The 18,895-nt window shown below is 44.6% G+C and carries 10 protein-coding genes; 9 read left to right on the top strand and 1 reads right to left on the bottom strand.

The genetic code is table 11. The annotated features are described in order from the left end of the window. Positions 1-71: 71 nt before the first annotated feature. The 5 genes from ruvB (at position 72) to queG (ending at position 5,818) form a co-directional block, all read left to right on the top strand. Positions 72-1,094 (top strand): Holliday junction branch migration DNA helicase RuvB, encoded by a 1,023-nt coding sequence (gene ruvB / locus ACFSTG_RS07615; protein WP_380750515.1) that lies wholly within the window; start codon positions 72-74, stop codon positions 1,092-1,094. A 57-nt stretch (positions 1,095-1,151) separates the two neighbouring features. Then, positions 1,152-1,736: a transposase gene (locus ACFSTG_RS07620; protein ID WP_380750518.1), complete on the top strand. Its 585-nt coding sequence runs from the start codon at positions 1,152-1,154 to the stop codon at positions 1,734-1,736. A gap of 54 nt (positions 1,737-1,790) precedes the next feature. Further along, a complete protein-coding gene (locus ACFSTG_RS07625; protein ID WP_380750521.1) occupies positions 1,791-3,134 on the top strand; it encodes a cytochrome P450 in 1,344 nt (447 codons plus the stop codon). Positions 3,135-3,459: 325 nt separating this feature from the next. Continuing rightward, on the top strand, positions 3,460-4,833 hold the full coding sequence (locus ACFSTG_RS07630; RefSeq protein WP_380750523.1) for an FAD-binding oxidoreductase: 1,374 nt from the start codon (positions 3,460-3,462) through the stop codon (positions 4,831-4,833). Between the two features lie 88 nt (positions 4,834-4,921). Further along, positions 4,922-5,818, top strand: coding sequence for a tRNA epoxyqueuosine(34) reductase QueG (gene queG, locus ACFSTG_RS07635; protein ID WP_380750526.1), 897 nt, complete (start codon positions 4,922-4,924; stop codon positions 5,816-5,818). Here queG and ACFSTG_RS07640 read toward each other — a convergent pair. Next, complete coding sequence (locus ACFSTG_RS07640) at positions 5,807-6,574, bottom strand: energy transducer TonB (protein ID WP_380750528.1); 768 nt, start codon at positions 6,572-6,574, stop codon at positions 5,807-5,809. The two genes, queG and ACFSTG_RS07640, sit on opposite strands and share 12 nt — an antisense overlap. On the opposite strand from ACFSTG_RS07640, the gene ACFSTG_RS07645 reads away from it, so the two are divergent. From ACFSTG_RS07645 to sov, 4 genes are all read left to right on the top strand, one after another. Beyond that, the gene (locus ACFSTG_RS07645; RefSeq protein ID WP_380750530.1) at positions 6,573-8,528 is read left to right on the top strand and encodes a trehalase family glycosidase; all 1,956 of its coding nucleotides are present in this window, start codon (positions 6,573-6,575) and stop codon (positions 8,526-8,528) included. The genes ACFSTG_RS07640 and ACFSTG_RS07645 overlap by 2 nt on opposite strands. A gap of 108 nt (positions 8,529-8,636) precedes the next feature. Then, positions 8,637-10,931 carry an NADP-dependent malic enzyme gene (locus ACFSTG_RS07650; protein WP_380750533.1) on the top strand — a complete coding sequence of 765 codons (2,295 nt, stop codon included), beginning with the start codon at positions 8,637-8,639 and terminating at the stop codon, positions 10,929-10,931. Between the two features lie 194 nt (positions 10,932-11,125). After that, positions 11,126-11,707, top strand: a complete 582-nt coding sequence (gene ruvA / locus ACFSTG_RS07655) for a Holliday junction branch migration protein RuvA (RefSeq protein ID WP_380750536.1) — start codon at positions 11,126-11,128, stop codon at positions 11,705-11,707. 5 nt (positions 11,708-11,712) lie between these two features. Beyond that, positions 11,713-18,855, top strand: coding sequence for a T9SS outer membrane translocon Sov/SprA (sov, locus tag ACFSTG_RS07660; protein ID WP_380750539.1), 7,143 nt, complete (start codon positions 11,713-11,715; stop codon positions 18,853-18,855). Positions 18,856-18,895: the final 40 nt, after the last annotated feature.

The following is an 18,895-nucleotide window of genomic DNA, read 5'->3' on the forward strand; positions in this document are numbered from 1 at the left end:
TTTATATAATCAAAGCCTTTTCTTCGGAAAGGGCTTTTTCTTTTATCTTTGTAGTACTTAAAAAACTGACTATGAATGAGCACCTTGATCCAAGCGGGGAAAGTTTTACTCCCGAAGAAATGGATATCGAGAGAGCTTTAAGGCCCCTCGAATTTGATGATTTTGCAGGACAGGATCAGGTACTCGACAATTTAAAGGTCTTTGTTGAGGCAGCCAACCGTAGGGGAGAAGCCCTTGACCACACACTTTTTCACGGACCTCCGGGACTTGGTAAGACCACCCTTGCGCATATCCTGGCCAATGAGCTGGGGGTGGGGATAAAGGTCACCTCGGGCCCTGTATTGGATAAACCCGGAGATCTAGCCGGACTGCTCACCAACCTGGAAGAAAGGGATGTATTGTTCATTGATGAGATCCACCGCTTAAGCGCGGTAGTCGAGGAATACCTTTACTCGGCCATGGAGGACTATAAGATCGATATCATGATCGAAACCGGGCCCAACGCCCGTTCTGTACAGATCAATCTTAATCCTTTTACCCTTATAGGGGCTACCACCCGCAGCGGATTATTGACTGCGCCTATGAGAGCGAGATTCGGGATCTCCAGCCGACTTGAATATTATTCTACCGAACTTCTTTCAGATATCGTACAGCGAAGTGCAGATATCCTTAAAGTTCCTATTTCCCTTGATGCTGCCATAGAGATCGCAGGACGCAGCCGTGGAACCCCGCGTATCGCAAATGCCCTTTTGAGGAGGGTACGCGATTTCGCACAGATCAAAGGCAACGGGAAGATCGACATAGAGATCGCCCAATACAGTCTTAGAGCCCTCAATGTAGACGCTCATGGGCTGGATGAAATGGATAATAAGATCCTTACCACCATTATTGATAAATTCAAAGGTGGCCCGGTGGGCATTACTACCCTGGCTACGGCCGTAAGTGAAAGTGCAGAGACCATTGAAGAAGTCTATGAACCTTTTTTGATACAGCAGGGCTTCATCCAGAGAACTCCCCGCGGCAGGGAAGTTACCGAAGCGGCCTATAAACACCTGGGTCGCGAGCGCGGAGGTGTCCAAGGTGGGCTTTTTTGAGCAGAAAAAATCAAACCTGCCAGGTCTCCAGGACCTGTTAGATTTTGAACTAAAGCTATGAAGCAGGATGTTTTAGAACCGGGAGCAACCTACCATATTTTCAATAGAGGAAATAATGGAGAGAATATCTTTAAAGATGAAGGTAATTACTTTTACTTTCTTAGGTTAGTCGAAACTCACTTACTACCAGTTTGCGATATCTATGCTTATTGTTTGTTGCAAAACCATTTTCATCTACTCCTAAAGATCAAAGACAAAGAAGAGCTTTCATTAATTCATCAACAAAAAATTCATCTTCCTTTTTCAAATTTATTCAATGCCTACAACAAGGCTATAAATAAAAAATACAATAGAACCGGAAGTCTTTTTCAGGAACATTTAAAGAGAAAAAGGGTAAGTGATGGGAAGTATCTTATTCAATTAATTGCCTATATTCATTTAAATCCGGTGAAACATAATTTTGTTGAAGATCACAGAATTTATAGATTTTCATCCTACAAGGCCTATACCAGTAATAAAACAAGTAGAATAGATACAGATTATATATTTTCCCTACTCGATAAAGAGGTTTTTCAGCAATGGCATAATGAAAGAAGTTTGAATAGTGAATATTTAAATAATTTCCTGCGGGACCAGACCTAACAGGTCTCTAAGACCTGTTAGGTCTAAAAAGGATAAAGAAAACGTGAGGTAACCATGAAGGATGACAATTATATGACGGTAAAAAAGGTTCCCACAGTTCCGGCCTGGGAATTTTACAAAAATTCCCTGCGCATCTTGGAAAATCCGCTGATCTTTCACCGGAAGAAATTCGATAAGCTTGGTGATACATTTCGGTTAAAAATTGGCCCGGGTAGCTCTGTGATCTTTTCCCGAAACCCCGCTTTTGCCCAATATGCCCTTCAGAAAAACCATAAAAATTTCTCCAAGACCACCATCCAAACCAGGGATATGGCGAAATATCTTGGACAGGGGCTGTTAACATCTGAAGGGGAACACTGGAAAAAACAGCGTAAACTCATACAACCTGCCTTTCACAAAAAGCAACTGGTACTCTTATTAGATAGCATCAAAGCTGCTATATCAACAGAACTTGATAAAATTGAAACCGGTAAGCCTGTGGATATTTTTCCTGTTTTTAATGACCTCGCATTCCAGACGGTGGTAAAATCCCTGTTTAGCAGTGCCGTGGGTCAAAAGGAGATCAATCGGCTGCAGTATATTACAGAAGCTGCTCAGAAAATGCTGGTTCGGGAATTAAGACAACCATATCTGGTTTGGTGGTTCAATTTATCAGGTAAGATTAAAAAGCATACAGATCTTACAGACGAGGCCAGGGATATTCTAAGAGAGTTGATAGATGCAAGACGAACTTCCGGTGAAAGACAAAACGATCTTCTTGATATGCTCCTTGAGGCAAGATATGATGACGGCAGTAGCATGGAGAATGAACAACTAATAGATGAGATCCTCATCCTGTTCACTGCCGGCCACGAAACTACCTCAAATGCACTTACTTTCACTGCTCAGTTACTGGCAAAATATCCTGAAGCCCAGGAGAAGATCCTGGAGGAGGTGAAAAAGGCAAGGGCTGAAACCGGATCCCTTGCTGAATTTATCCAGGCTTGCAGTTATACCAAAATGGTAATAGAGGAGGCGATGCGTTTATACCCTCCGGCTTATTTTATCGATCGCGTGAATAAGGAAAGGGACGTTTTTGCCGACCTTGAAATCCCCGGAGGTTCCAGCCTGCTGTTTTCCATGTATGAGATCCACCGGCATAAGGATTTTTGGGAAGATCCCGAAACCTTCAAACCGGAAAGGTTCACAGATCCAAAGAAATATTCTTCCTGTTATTATCCATTTGGGGCCGGTCCAAGGATGTGTATTGGAAATAACTTTGCAATGTACGAGATGATCCTGGCTATCGCTGAACTGGTTTACAAATACCGTATTTCGGGTGCTGAAGGAGAGATACAGATACAGCCGCTCATTACCCTGAAGCCTAAAAATGCCGTTCTGAAATTTAATTTCAGATAATTAAGGATCATCGGTATATTTTCATTACTTTTATTGAGCTGTGGTTCAAATGTTTACAGTAATTATGTGATCCCCCTCTTATTTTTTCAACCCCCAACAGGGTTTTTGAAATCATACCCCGTAAGTTTAAATTTCATTCCTCCTCTAAGATTCCGATTTCTCTAAATTAACCTGAAAGACCGGGATTTACCACTTTTTGGTTTTGCTCTAAACCTGCCACTTCGTATTTCTTCGTTCTTTGATCAGGAAGAACTTCTACTGCTTATTTGGCTATTGCTGTGGTCCATAGTGCATCGCAGTATAATTAATCATAAAACATTTTATTATGGAGGCGAAAATTGAAGAGCTGAAAAGTCACGTTAAAGGCAGGATCATTACACCATCAGATACTGAATATGATGAAACCAGGAAGATATACAACGGGATGATCGATAAACATCCCGGTATAATCTTAAAGTGTAAGGATAAAGAGGATGTTATCCAGGCAGTGAACTTTGGCAGGAAAAATAACCTGGAGGTTTCCATTCGAAGCGGAGGGCATAGCGGAGCCGGCCTGGCGCTTTGTGAGGACGGGTTGGTGATCGACCTTTCAGAAATGAAGGAAATTCATGTAGATCCCGAAAATCGTACAGCCGTCATTGCCCCCGGCAATATGCTTAAGGAAATAGATGCGGCCACTCACAAGTATGGACTGGCTCTGCCCAGTGGGATAATTGGGACCACAGGTATTGGCGGAATCACCCTTGGTGGAGGGATAGGTTATTTGAGTCGCAAAGGGGGCTTAACTATTGATAACCTGCTTGAGGCCGAAGTTGTTCTGGCTACCGGTGAATTGGTAACAGCAAATAAGGATGAAAATCCTGACCTTTTCTGGGCGCTGCGTGGGGGCGGTGGAAATTTCGGGGTTGTAGTCTCTTTTACTTTCAATCTCCTTCCGGTGAAAAATGTATATGCCGGGCCCATGTTCTGGCCTCTTGAAAAGGCAGAAGAGGCCATGAAGTTTTACGACAAAACCCTTAGGGAAGCTTCAAATGATCTTTATGGTTTCTTTGCTTTTCTCATTGTACCTCCCGGGGATCCGTTTCCCAAAGAGCTCCACATGAAAAACGTCTGCGGGGTGGTGTGGAACTATACCGGTCCAATTGACAAAGCAGAAGAAGTTTTTAGACCCATCAGGGAATTTGGTCCGCCCATTCTGGACTTCGTCAGTGAGATTCCCATGCCGGCACTTAATACTATGTTTGATGATCTTTATCCCAGCGGACTGCAATGGTATTGGAAAGCCCACTTTATTAATGAGTTGAGTGAGGAAAGCATAAGGGTGAATATTGAATACGGTTCCAAAATACCCACTTTTCATTCTACTACACATCTATATCCCATTGATGGTGCCGTTCATGAGGTAGCTCCCGGGGAAACGGCATGGGCAAACCGGGGAGCGAGATGGTCTCAGGTTATTGTAGGGGTTTCTCCCGAAGCCGATGATGCTGAAGAAATTACTACCTGGGCCAAAGACTATTACAAGGCTTTAAACCCATATTCAGCCGGTGGAGCTTACGTGAACTTCATGATGGAGGAGGCAGAAGGTAGAGTGAAGGCTTCATATGGCACTAATTTCGAACGTCTGGGAAAGATCAAGAAGAAGTATGATCCCCAAAATTTTTTCCATATCAACCAAAACATAGAACCCTGTGATTGAAATAGAATTTCCTGTTCTGGAATAACATTTGTACAAGAAATGCAATAGTTTTGCAGGTACAGTGAATTTAAGATCTAAATATTCAGATGTGATCAAAACCGAAGCTAAACGCCTCGGTTTTTTGTCATGTGGAATCTCCAAAGCCGGATTCCTGGAGGAAGAGGCACCGCGCCTTGAAGAATACCTTCAAAAAGAAAGGCACGGAAAAATGTCATTTCTGGAGAATCATTTTGACAAGCGCCTGGATCCCACCAAACTTGTAGAAGGCTCCAAAAGTGTGATTTCCCTGCTCCTCAATTATTATCCTGAAGAGAAACAGCGGGAGGACTCTTACAAGATCAGTAAATACGCTTACGGGACAGATTATCACTTTGTGATCAAGGATAAACTTAAGGAACTTCTGAAGTTCATTCAGCAGGAGATTGGTGAGGTGGAAGGCAGGGCTTTTGTAGATTCTGCGCCGGTGATGGACAAAGCCTGGGCAGCAAAGTCCGGTCTAGGCTGGGTGGGGAAACACACCCTGTTGCTGTCAAAGCAGAAAGGTTCCTTCTTTTTTGTTGCCGAGCTCATTCTTGACCTGGAACTGGAATACGACACTCCTGTGACCGACCATTGCGGAAGCTGCACCGCCTGCATCGATGCCTGCCCTACCGGTGCCATAGTGGAACCTTACAAGGTAGACGGCAGCAAGTGCATTTCCTATTTCACGATCGAACTCAAAGACCAGTTGCCCGAAGATATGAAGGGAAAGTTCGACGACTGGATGTTCGGTTGCGATACCTGCCAGGATGTATGCCCGTGGAACCGCTTTTCCAGCCCTCATAATGAACCGCTGTTTAACTCTCACCCCGGGTTGCTCAGCATGAGCAAAAAGGATTGGGAAGAGATCACTGAAGATACTTTCCGGAAGGTTTTTAAGAAGTCGGCCGTTAAAAGAACCAAATACAGCGGACTCACCCGAAATATTAAGTTTCTAAAGGACTAATTTTCCGTAGAAAAAACTTTTAACCGCCTTCTTTTGTTCATTCCTGGCGGGAGCTTCAAGACTTAACGTTTCTAAAAATGCTTTTGCCTGTTTGCTTGCATTGTTGTCGTTGTGGCTCAGTACCAGTACATTTTCAGCTTCAGCATTTTTATTGATCTCCAGATAGTAATTCAACACCGTTCCCGATTTAGCTTTTACAGACTTCGCGATCAATTTTTCAAGAGTCTCCTGGAAACAGGAGCTTTTATCAGGTTTGGGTATACAAGCTTCAAATAAGGGTGAAAAGGCAGTTTTGGTAGCATTGGGGAGATTTTTTGCCCTGGTGTCAAAAAAGGCGCCGTAACTGTCATACATTGTTTGTTTAAAGATCACCGGAAGGGCATGAGTAACGGCTACTGCTTTTCCGTCAAGTTTTGCAGGAGATGCAATCTTTAATGAGGACAACACCCGAATCACCTCCTCTTCCTGATCTTTATCTGTAGCTTTCACCTTTACATCGCTAATGGCGCCGGTTTCCGAAATATGAAAAGTAGCATAGGCTTTTCCTTCTCCTTTTACCGTTTTTGGCGTGACCAGGTTACTTTGCAAAAAGTCACTTAAGTTTTGATTAAAACATTCTTTACTATCTTTATTAGGGTCATAGCACTCTTTGATAAATGGAGCTTCATCTACCGCAACCAGTGTGTAAGTTTCCTGTTGGGCAAAGGTGTTATAGCTGAATAAAAAGAAGCAGAGGAATACAAAAAGAGTTTTCATGAAGAAGATTTGCATAAAAATAGGAAAAAACATAAAAATTTTAATTTTTACGGCTATTTTTTCTCTTTTCGGGAACGTATTTGCTCAAAATCCGGAATTCATACTGCAGGTCGATCCAACTTTTGAAAAACTCGTAGCCGTAGCCGATACAGACGGCGATAAAAAGATCACTATTGAAGATGACTTAAAAAGCCCTTTTTGGATGGTGAGCAGCGAAGGGGATTCTGTAAAGATCTCTGAAACCTATTACCTCTCCAACCTGCTTCAGGAATTGGCCATAGCAAGAGCCGGGGAAAAGGAGATCCTTCGAATTTCTATTAATGAAGTTAAAGAACCGCCTACTGCACGTATCTCCCGAAGGATCAAAGAAGAATTCTGGGATGATCTTACCCGAACCATTGACCGTAAGGGTTTGAAAAAGATCCTGAAGGATACTAAAGCTTCAGATGGGGTGCAACGACTTTATGTGCCGGCAACAGATTCTGTGGGGATTTCCTATTTTCAAAACCTGCAGCAGGAACTGGAAGGTTTTGAGGTGGTTATTCTTCCGCATAAAATAACTCCGGAATATGTGAGATCCCTCAACAAAAAACCGGGTTTGCTGGCCTTGAAAATTGAGAATGACCGCGGAGTTCCTTTTGTGGTGCCCGGCGGCAGGTTCAATGAAATGTACGGTTGGGACAGCTACTTTGAAGGTATTGGCCTTATCATCGATGGGCGGGTTGACCTTGCCAAAGCCATGGTCGATAATTTCGTTTACCAGATCAACCACTACGGAAAGATCCTGAATGCGAACCGCTCCTATTACCTCACCCGCACCCAACCTCCCTTTCTGTCTTCTTTTGTGCGGGAAGTAAATAAGGCTATGGAAGAAAAGGATACAATATGGCTCCGGAATTCGCTGGAAGCTGCGATCACCGAATATGAACAGGTGTGGATGGCAGAGGGAGAGCGGCTCACCTCCAATGGTTTGAACCGTTACCTGGGGCAGGGGATCGGGATTCCACCTGAGACCGAAAAAGGGCATTTTGAAGAGGTGTTGAAAAAATATGCCGCTAAACACAACCTGCCCGTTGCAAAATTTGAAAAAAAATATAAGTCGGGCCAATTAAAGGACAGGGAACTGAATGAATATTTCGTGCACGATCGCAGTGTTCGGGAAAGTGGTCATGACACCTCCTGGCGGCTGGAAGATCGCGCAGCCCACCTCAATACCGTTGATCTGAATTCGCTGCTTTATAAATATGAAAAGGATTTTGAGCACCTTATCAAAAAATACTTCGACGGGATTTTTAAACAGTCTTCAGGCTCAACCTATTCTGATGTTTTTTGGGCTAAAAAAGCTGAAAAACGAAAGGAATTGATGAACCGTTACCTCTGGAATGAGGAGGAAGGCAGTTTTTTCGATTATGACTTTAAAAAAGGAGAACAGACGGGATATATTTCGGCTACCAATTTCTACCCCTTATGGAGTAAAATGGCTTCTGAAGAGCAGGCTCAAAAAATGCTTATCAATCTTCTGAAAGATCTTAAGGCAAAGGGGGGAATTCTTTCCACCGCAAAAACTTCCGTAGAAAAAACCGCGACCAACGAGGTGCAACGCCAGTGGGATTATCCCAACGGCTGGGCGCCGCATCAAATGCTACTGTGGCAGGGATTGCTTAATTACGGGTATGAGGCTGAGGCGCATGAACTCATCTACCGCTGGCTCTACATGATCACCAGAAATGCTGTGGACTACAACGGTACCATACCAGAAAAATACGATGTGGTAAATACCACTCATAAGGTCTATGCTGAGTATGGCAATGTTGGGACAGAGTTTGATTATATCACCACCTCTGGCTTTGGCTGGATGAACGCATCTTACCAGCTGGGCCTTGAGTTGTTACCCCGGGAATATCATCGGGAACTTGATAAACTTACCCCTCCCGGGAAGCTGACTTTCCGGTAAGGACTTCCGGTTTGGAGCTTGCTTTCCCTGCTCCAAAAAATGAGGGAAATCAGTTAGCCATAAAACCTAAACTCTTACCTTTGTTTGTCCTGAAAAAATACGGGAACTATGAGTAACGAACGCAAACGACGTGAAGCTTTAGTCTATCACGCCAAACCCTACCCCGGAAAGATCCAGGTGGTGCCCACAAAAAAATATTCCACACAAAGAGACCTGTCATTAGCATACTCCCCCGGGGTGGCAGAGCCGTGTCTTGAAATATTCAAAGACAAGGATAATGTCTATAAATACACTACTAAGGGAAACCTGGTGGCAGTAATTTCAAACGGGACCGCCGTCCTTGGATTGGGTGATATTGGCCCTGAAGCCTCTAAACCGGTTATGGAAGGAAAAGGCCTGTTGTTTAAAATATTTGCTGATATAGACGTTTTTGATATCGAGGTGGACACGAAAGACATAGATAAGTTTGTGGAGACCGTTAAAAATATTGCGCCCACCTTTGGAGGAATAAACCTGGAAGATATCGCCGCACCTGAAGCTTTTGAGATCGAAAGAAGGCTAAAGGAGGAACTGGATATTCCGGTAATGCATGATGATCAGCACGGTACGGCTATTATCTCTTCGGCTGCACTTTTAAATGCGCTTGAACTGGCCGGTAAAAAAATAGGCAGGGTGAAAGTGGTGATCTCCGGGGCGGGATCTGCCGCGATCGCCTGTGCCAATCTGTATGTTGCCCTGGGAGTGAAACTGAGCAACATTGTGATGTTTGATGTCAAAGGGGTGCTGCACACCGGCCGTGAAGACCTGTCTGACCTGCAGCAAAAATTCGCAGTGAAGAAACAATATACCAACCTGGCTGAGGCCATGGATGGTGCAGATGTTTTCCTGGGACTTTCTGTTGGAAATATCGTGACTTCAGACATGCTTAAGAGAATGGCCAAAAAGCCAATTGTTTTTGCTATGGCCAATCCTAATCCCGAGATCGATTACAACGTAGCCATTGAAGCAAGAAAAGACATTATTATGGCCACCGGTCGCAGTGATCATCCTAACCAGGTGAACAATGTGCTGGGTTTCCCATTCATTTTCAGGGGAGCTCTTGATGTAAGAGCAACCAAGATCAATGAAGAAATGAAGATGGCGGCTGTTAAAGCCCTTGCCAGGCTAACCAAAGAACCGGTGCCCGAGCAGGTGAACATCGCTTACGGTGAAACCCGTCTTAACTTTGGGAAGGATTATATTATTCCGAAACCATTTGACCCCCGCCTTATCACTGAGGTTCCTCCTGCCGTAGCCAGGGCAGCCATGGAAAGCGGAGTAGCCCGAAATCCTATCCTTGACTGGGAACGTTATGAAGACGAGCTCCTGGAGAGAATGGGTAATGACAATAAAATTACCAGGCTGTTGATGAACCGTGCAAAAATGGATCCCAAGAAAGTGATTTTTGCCGAAGCAGATCATCTCGATGTATTGAAAGCAGCCCAGATAGTTCATGACGAAGGTATCGCCATTCCTGTACTTTTGGGAAGACGGGATGTTATCGAAGAGCTTATGCGGGAAATAGATTTTCACGCAGAGGATGTTCTCATCATCGATACGAAAAGTGATGATGAAAAAGAGCGACGCAACCGTTATGCCGAAGGCTTCTGGAAAACCAGAAACAGAAAAGGCGTGACGAGATATGATGCCGAACTTCTTATGAAAGAACGCAATTATTTTGCAGCCATGATGGTGAATGAAGGAGATGCTGATGCCCTGCTTTCCGGTTATTCCAGGTCCTATCCTACCGTTCTCAAGCCAATGCTGGAATTGATAGGAAAAGCCAAAGGAGTTTCCAAGGTGGCCGCGACCAACTTAATGAATACCTCCAGAGGACCAATCTTTATTAGTGATACCTCGGTAAATATAGATCCAACCGCTAAGGAACTGGCAAAGATCGCCCAGATGACCGCCCGTACCGTAAGACTTTTTGGAATGGACCCGGTGATCGCGATGATCTCCTACGGTAACTTTGGATCTTCCAAGAACGAAAAGGCCGAGAAAGTTAAAGAAGCAGTTGCCTACCTGCACAGGTTCTATCCCGATCTTGTGGTAGACGGGGAGATGCAAACAGATTTTGCCCTGAACAAGGAAATGCTCCAAAAAAAATTCCCCTTCTCCAAACTTGCGGGCATGAAGGTGAATACCCTCATTTTTCCAAATCTTGATTCAGGGAACAGCACCTATAAATTGATCAAGGAGTTGAATAAAACAGAAAGTGTAGGCCCTATTCTCATGGGAATGAACAAACCCGTGCACGTTCTGCAGCTTGGAGCCAGCGTGGAGGAAATAGTTAATATGACCGCCGTGGCGGTTGTGGATGCCCAGGAAAAAGAAAGAAAAGCGAAAAAAGAAGGGGTATAAATTTCAAACATACTTTTGATTCAGAGGCTGTTGGAGATAAAAACTCCGGCAGCCTTTTTTATGGTAAATCTCCCGGGACTGCTTTAAGTGAATAGGTGAAACCTCAGCTTTTTCAGGGCTTTGGCCGGGGTGAATTTCATTTTTCGGCATCTCTATTATTTTACTACATTTGAGTCATTAAGCTTTCTTGACCAATGATCCACACAATAAAAGGCCAGCTGGTGGAAAAAAATCCAACCAATGTAGTGATCGACTGCAACGGCGTTGGTTATTTTATTCACATTTCCCTCCATACATATTCCCTAATTCCATCTTCAGAAGCCGTAAGGTTATACACCCATTTGCAGGTAAAGGAAGATTCGCATACCCTTTTCGGGTTTTGGGAGAAGAGTGAACGGGAGATCTTCAGATTGTTGATCTCGGTCTCGGGGGTGGGAGCCAGCACAGCCCGCACCATGCTTTCTTCCCTTGAGCCTAAACAGATCATGGAGGCCATAGCTGCAGGTGATGTTGGTACAATTCAAAGTATCAAGGGTATAGGTGCAAAGACTGCGCAGCGGGTGATCCTGGACCTTAAAGACAAGATCCTGAAAGTGTTTGGTTTAGACGAAGTTTCAGTATCAAAAAGCAATACTAATAAAGAAGAAGCGTTATCTGCTTTAGAGACTCTTGGTTATACCCGTAAGCAATCGGGGAAAGTTGTAGATAGAATTGTCAAGGAGGAACCCGAAGCTACCGTAGAATCACTCATAAAGCTTGCACTTAAAAAATTATAAATGTCTTGAGGCAGAACTACAATTATCGGGTTTCGCTTTCGGTTGCTTTTGCGCTTTTTTGTGCTCTTGCTGTTCCTTTTTCAGCCTCGTCCCAGGAGACTGAAACCCCTCAGGATACGACAAAGACCGGATATTCGCTGGGAAGGATAGAACTTCCCCGGCCCAACAGCATCGTGGCTTCCTATAAGTACGACCCGGTGCTTGACCGCTATATCTACACCGAAACCCTTGGGAATTTTAATATTTCTGCCCCTCTTATCCTTACTCCTGAAGAATACCGCGAACTGGTCATACAGGAGGAAATGCAGAATTATTTTCAGCAGAAGATTGACGCCATTTCCGGAAGGAAAGAAGGGTCTGAAGATCAGCGGGATCTATTGCCCGGATTCTATGTGAACTCAGATTTCTTTCAAAATATTTTTGGTGGGGGTGATATCGAACTTATCCCACAGGGATCTGTGGCGCTTGATCTTGGAGTGCTGTATTCAAAAAGGGATAATCCGGCGTTCTCCCCACGTAACAGGAGCACCTTCACCTTTGATTTTGACCAGCGAATTCAGTTAAGTCTTCTTGGGAATATTGGGGAACGCCTCAAGGTTACTGCCAATTATGATACTGAATCTACCTTTGATTTCCAGAACCAGTTAAAACTGGAATATACCCCAACCGAAGATGATATCATCCAGAAGATCGAGGTGGGGAACATTAATATGCCCCTCAATTCTGCCCTGATCCAGGGTGCGCAAAGCCTTTTTGGGGTAAAGACAGAATTGCAATTCGGAAAAACCCGTATCACCGGGGTGTTCTCTGAACAAAAATCTGAACGTCGCACCGTAAATGTAGAAGGCGGTGCAACAGTACAGGAATTTGAAAAATTTGCCATTGAGTATGATGAAAACCGTCACTTCTTCCTGGCGCACTACTTTAGGGACATCTATGATGAAGCCCTGGAAAATTACCCTTTTATAAACTCCAATGTACAGATCACCAGGGTACAGGTTTGGGTAACCAACAGGACCAACAGCGTGCAAAACCTTACAGATGCAAGAAATGTGGTAGCTATACAGGATCTTGGGGAAACTGCGGTAGAAGGGAACATTGGATTGGAAAATCCGCCTGCAGGATTCTTTAACCGTCCGCCGGGAGCCTATGCCGACAACCGCAACAACGACTTCAATCCCTTTGGGATCACAGGTCCCGAAGAGTCTGTTCTTACCCCGGCCATTCGTGACATCGCAAGGGTAGGAAGTGGCTTTAGTGGCGTACAGGTGTCTGAAGGTACAGATTATGTAAAGCTTGAAAACGCAAGGCAATTACGGCCATCTGAATACCGTCTTAATAGCCGGCTTGGATATATATCCCTTAACCAAAGACTTGCCAGTGATGAGATCCTTGCAGTTGCCTTTCAATACACCGTAGGTGGAGAGGTCTACCAGGTAGGGGAATTTGCCAATGATGGGATCGATGCTTCGGGAGGAACAGGAACCGAAACGGCTATCTCCCAGAACCTCGTGGTGAAACTGCTCAAAAGTTCGGTTACCAACGTCAATGAACCGGTGTGGGACCTCATGATGAAGAATATTTATAACCTGGATGCCATGCAGCTGGAACGGGAGGACTTCAGAATGAATATCGTATATACAGATCCTCAGCCGTTAAACTATATTACAGGGGTAGACGGCGAGCCCCTGCCCGAAGATGTGGAGGAGACTACCCTGTTAAGGGTTTTTAATCTTGATAACCTTAACATCAACGGAGATCCTATTATAGGGGGAGACGGATTCTTTGATTTTGTACCGGGGATCACTATAGACCAGGAGACGGGTAGCGTAATTTTCACCTCTGTTGAGCCTTTTGGGGAATACCTGTTCAGGAAACTTGACCCCAACCCCAATACAGGTACTGAAGATTACAATATCCCTGAAACCTATAATGCCAACCAGGAAAAATACGTATTCAGATCCCTCTATAACACCACCAAGACACAGGCAGAACAACTGCAGGCAGATAAGAACAAATTCCAGTTAAGGGGGCGCTATAAATCCTCTAACGTTGAAGGGATCCCCATAGGGGCATTCAATGTTCCCCAGGGATCTGTAACGGTGACCGCGGGAGGCCGTGTTTTGCAGGAAGGGGTTGATTACGTAGTGAACTACCAGTTTGGAAGGGTACAGATCCTGGATGAAGCCTTGCTGGCATCCAATATTCCAATCCAGGTGTCTACTGAAAATAACGCCCTTTTTGGACAGCAGACAAAACGTTTTACCGGGATCAATGTGGAACATCAGTTCAACGAGAATTTTCTCATTGGAGGTACCTATTTAAACCTTAATGAACGGCCACTAACCCAAAAATCCAATTACAGCTACGAGCCTATAAACAATACCATTTTTGGACTTAATTTGAATTATTCCACTGAGGTTCCCTTCCTCACCAGAATGGTGAACAAACTGCCCAACATTGATACAGATGTTATTTCAAATCTTTCCCTTAGAGGGGAAGTTGCCTATTTATTGCCCGGGGCACCAAAGGGTAATGAATTTGGCGGAAGGGCTACCACTTATGTTGACGATTTTGAGGCTGCACAAACTTCTATATCCATTGATAATCCATTGGGCTGGGAATTGTCAAGTGTACCCTTAGGCTTTGGAGGAGAACTCGGGAACGGCGACCTGGCAACAGGATATAAAAGGGCAAAACTGGCGTGGTATAGTATAGATCCTATTTTCTACGGAAGCAGCAGACCATCCGGAATAGATGACTCAGATCTTTCCAGTTATGCTACGCGAAGGGTGTTCTTAGACGAGATCTTTCCGAATGTTGATGTGGTGCAGGGGCAATCACAGGTACTGTATACCATGGACCTTGCTTATTATCCAGGCATCCGTGGACCTTATAACTTCAATCCCGCCACGGCAGGTAGTAATACCCTGCCTAACCCCGCCGACAATTTTGGGGGGATCACCCGCGCCCTCAATTCCACGAACTTTGAACAAAGCAATGTGGAGTATATTGAATTCTGGATGATGGACCCGTTCATATATGAGCAAAATACCAATAACAGCGGAGGGAGCCTGGTCTTTAACCTTGGGAACATTTCCGAAGATGTGCTGAAGGACGGTCGAAAACAATATGAGAACGGACTTCCTCCTGACGGAAGCGATCTGAACACCACAACTACAGAGTTTGGGAAAGTTCCTTCCAACCAGTCCCTTATCTATGCATTTAATACTGAAGGAGAAGAGCGTGTCAATCAGGATGTAGGTTACGACGGGTTACAGGATCCTGAAGAAGCGGTTAAATTTCCCGCTTTTGCCAACCTCCCCGATCCCTCTGCTGATAATTACAATTACTATTTGAATGCCTCGGGAAGTATCTTGCAACGCTATGCAGATTACAATGGAATGGAAGGAAATTCCCCGCCGACTGTTACCAATACCAACAGGGGAAACACCACTTTACCGACTACTGAAGACATCAACCGTGACAACACCATGAATACGGTTGACAGTTATTTTGAATATGAAGTGCCGGTCTTTCCGGGTATGAACCCAGACAACAGCCGGTATATAACCGATGTGAAACAGTTCAATACCACCCTTCCAAACGGCCGCGAACTTCCGGTAAGGTGGTTGCAGTTCAAGATCCCGGTATTTGAACCAACCGATGCAAAAGGAGGGATTGGTGATTTCAGGTCGATACGGTTCATGAGAATGTACCTTACAGATTTTGAGGAACCAACCGTCTTGCGTTTCGGCACCATGGACCTGGTGCGGGGGGATTACAGACGATATACCCAAACCCTTGATCCCGATAAATCTGATCCTGCCACAGAACCCACCTCTTTTCAGGTAGCAGCGGTGAGTATTGAAGAGAATGAAAATCGTCAGCCCATACCCTATGTACTTCCTCCGGGGGTAGAAAGGGAAGAACTGCAAAATAACAATACAAGGATCCGTCAGAATGAGCAGTCACTTTCCCTTTCGGTCTGTGAGCTGGAACCTCAGGATTCCCGGGCAGTTTACAAGAATTTCCAGCTGGACATGAGGCAGTACAAGAACCTTGAAATGTTCCTGCATGCCGAATCAATCGTAAACCGTCCTGCCCTTGCTGAAGGGGAACTGGTAGCCTTTCTTAGAATAGGAACAGACTTCACCGATAATTACTACCAGGTGGAAATACCATTGAAGCCCACCCAGTTTGGTGCAGCAAGTTCATCAGAGATCTGGCCCGATGAGAACCGCATGAACCTGCCGCTGGAACTGCTGCAGGAAGTGAAGGCGCTGGTTATTGGTGATCCTTCCTATCTTTCTTCTGAACTCAACTTTTTTACCGAAGAAGGCTTGCCCGTAGATGCCGATGATCCTTATGAAATGGGAAAACTAAGGTTAGGGATAAAAGGAAATCCAAGCTTCGGGAACATCAGGATGATGATGCTTGGATTAAAGAACGGGCTTCCTAAAAGTAATGCCCGTGACCTCTGCGGAGAGGTGTGGTTCAATGAACTCCGACTTTCTGAACTCAACAATGAAGGAGGCTGGGCAGCTATTGTGAACATGGATGCCAACATTGCAGATTTTGCCAACCTTTCTGCAACGGGAAGAAGGAGCACAGTTGGTTTTGGAGCCATCGAACAGGGGCCAAACCAAAGGAGCAGGGAAGACCTTCAACAATACGATTTTGTAAGTAATCTGAATATGGGGCAATTGCTTCCTCCTGATTGGGGACTTAGAATTCCCGTTAGTTATAGTATTGGGGAGGAATTGATCACTCCAAAATACGATCCCGAATTCCTGGATCTTGAACTGCAGACCGTTCTTGACAATGCGGCCACACCAGAGATAAGAGAGGACATTAAAGAAAGGGCAGAGAATTATACCAAACGTCAAAGCATAAATGTAATTGGCCTTAGAAAAGAAAGGACAGGAGAAGGTAAACCCATGCCTTATGATGTTGAGAATATTACTGTTTCAGGAAGCTATAACCAGGTAGATCACAGGGATTTCGAGATCGAGGATGCTTTTGATCAGAATGTAAGGTTGGGGGCTACCTATGATTATACTTTCGCGCCGCTTTCAATAGAACCTCTCAAAAATATCACGGCTTTAGACAGTAGCGCCTATTTTGCACTGTTGAGGGATATCAATTTTAATGTTTTTCCTTCCACTATTTCTGCCAGTTCAACGATCTTCAGGCAGTATAATGAACAAACCTTCAGGGAGATCAATCTTCCCCCGGGATTCCTCAACGGAATTCCTACGTTATACCAGCGAAATTTTCTTTTTGACTGGCAATACACCATCAATTACAATTTCACAAAAAGCCTTAGCCTTAACTTTGATTCCAGTACCAACCGAATTGTAAGGAACTACCTGGATGAGGAAAACAGGCCCGATACTACGACCGGTGTTTGGGATGGGTTTTTCAATACGGGTATCCCTAACCAGCATTTCCAGTCACTGCAAGTGAACTATAAGCTGCCACTTGACAAGTTGCCGGTACTCAGCTTTATTAACGCCACCTATTCCTATACAGGGAACTTCCAATGGGACAGGGGTTCAGAAATGTTCAGAATCCTTGATGAGGTACCCGATCTTGGGAACAGTGTTCAAAATTCAAATTCCCATAAAATCAATGCAAACCTGGAAATGCAGACTTTGTACGATTACGTGGGCCTTAAGAAACGCACGCCACAGGATGCCGGCGAAACCATCAGGGAAAGGAGCAGGGAAGTTCCAACCCTTGAACCGGCTAAACCCGGGACTCCCGCTGAGGAAGAATCTGACAGGTTGAGTACCGGTGACAAGACGTACAATACTTTTATAGGTCTGGTGACTGCCATCAAAAAGATCCAGGTCAACTACCAGGAAAACAATGGAATCTTTCTTCCAGGCTACACCAATGATATAGGATTTATGGGCACCTGGAAACCTACTTTTGGGTTTACACTGGGGAGCCAGGAGGATGTACGGTACATGGCCGCCCGTAAAGGCTGGCTTACCTTGTACCAGGATTTCAATCAACAGTATACTGAGGTGGAGAATGAACAGCTGGGAATAAATGCATCGCTCACCCTTATCCCTGATCTTACCGTTGAAGTGACTGCAGGGAGAATGTACTCAGAAACCTTTTCAGAAAATTATCGTGTTCAAAATGACCTGTACATGCCGCTTACCCCGGTAACCTATGGAAACTTCAATATTTCTACTATTCTTATAAAGAGCGCTTTCAATGAAAGCACGGCAGAGTCTTCCGCAATATTTCAGGAGTTCAGGGAAAACAGGTTGATCATCGCTCGCAGGCTTGCAGAAGAGAGAGGATTCGATCCTAATGTCACTGATGCAGACGGATACCCGGTTGGTTTCGGAAAAGGCAGTCAGGATGTCTTACTCCCTGCCTTCCTTGCCGCATATTCGGGAACAGATGCAGACAATATAAAACTTGGAGCTTTCAGGGACTTTCCTCTGCCCAACTGGAATCTTAAGTATACGGGACTCATGCGTCTGCCGTGGTTCAAGAAAAATTTTAAACGTTTCTCCATAAATCACGGTTACTCCTCGGGCTATACCATCAACCAGTTCCAGAGCAACCTTGATTATGACCCCGAAAATCCTCTTGCCATAGACCAGGCCGGAAATTATAAAAGTGAGACCCTTTTTTCCAATGTCAATTTAACCGAGCAGTTTAGTCCGCTGGTAAGAATAGACCTGGAAATGACGAATTCGGTGAAGATCCTGGCAGATGTTCAAAAAGACCGTGCCCTGGCATTAAGTTTTGACAATAATCTCATGACCGAGATCAACGGGAACCAATACACCCTGGGTCTTGGATACAGGATACAGGATCTCAGATTTACCACTATGGTTGGGGGCAGGCAACGTATTCTGGCCAGTGACCTGAACTTTAAGGCAGATATTTCCTATCGTCACAATGAGACCGTAATAAGATATCTGGATGTGGACAACAACCAGGTGACCGCCGGACAGGATATCTGGGCGATCAATTTTTCAGCAGATTATGCCCTTTCGAAGAACCTGACTGCTCTGGTTTATTACGACCACAGCTTCTCAGAGTATGCGGTTTCCACCGCATTCCCGCAAACCACCATAAGGTCTGGTATAACTTTGCGTTATAACTTCGGAAATTAACAAATGCTGTTTGAACAAAAGAATTAAAAATTTAACTTTG

It is taken from the genome of Salinimicrobium flavum (assembly GCF_042684505.1).
Classification (GTDB): domain Bacteria; phylum Bacteroidota; class Bacteroidia; order Flavobacteriales; family Flavobacteriaceae; genus Salinimicrobium; species Salinimicrobium flavum.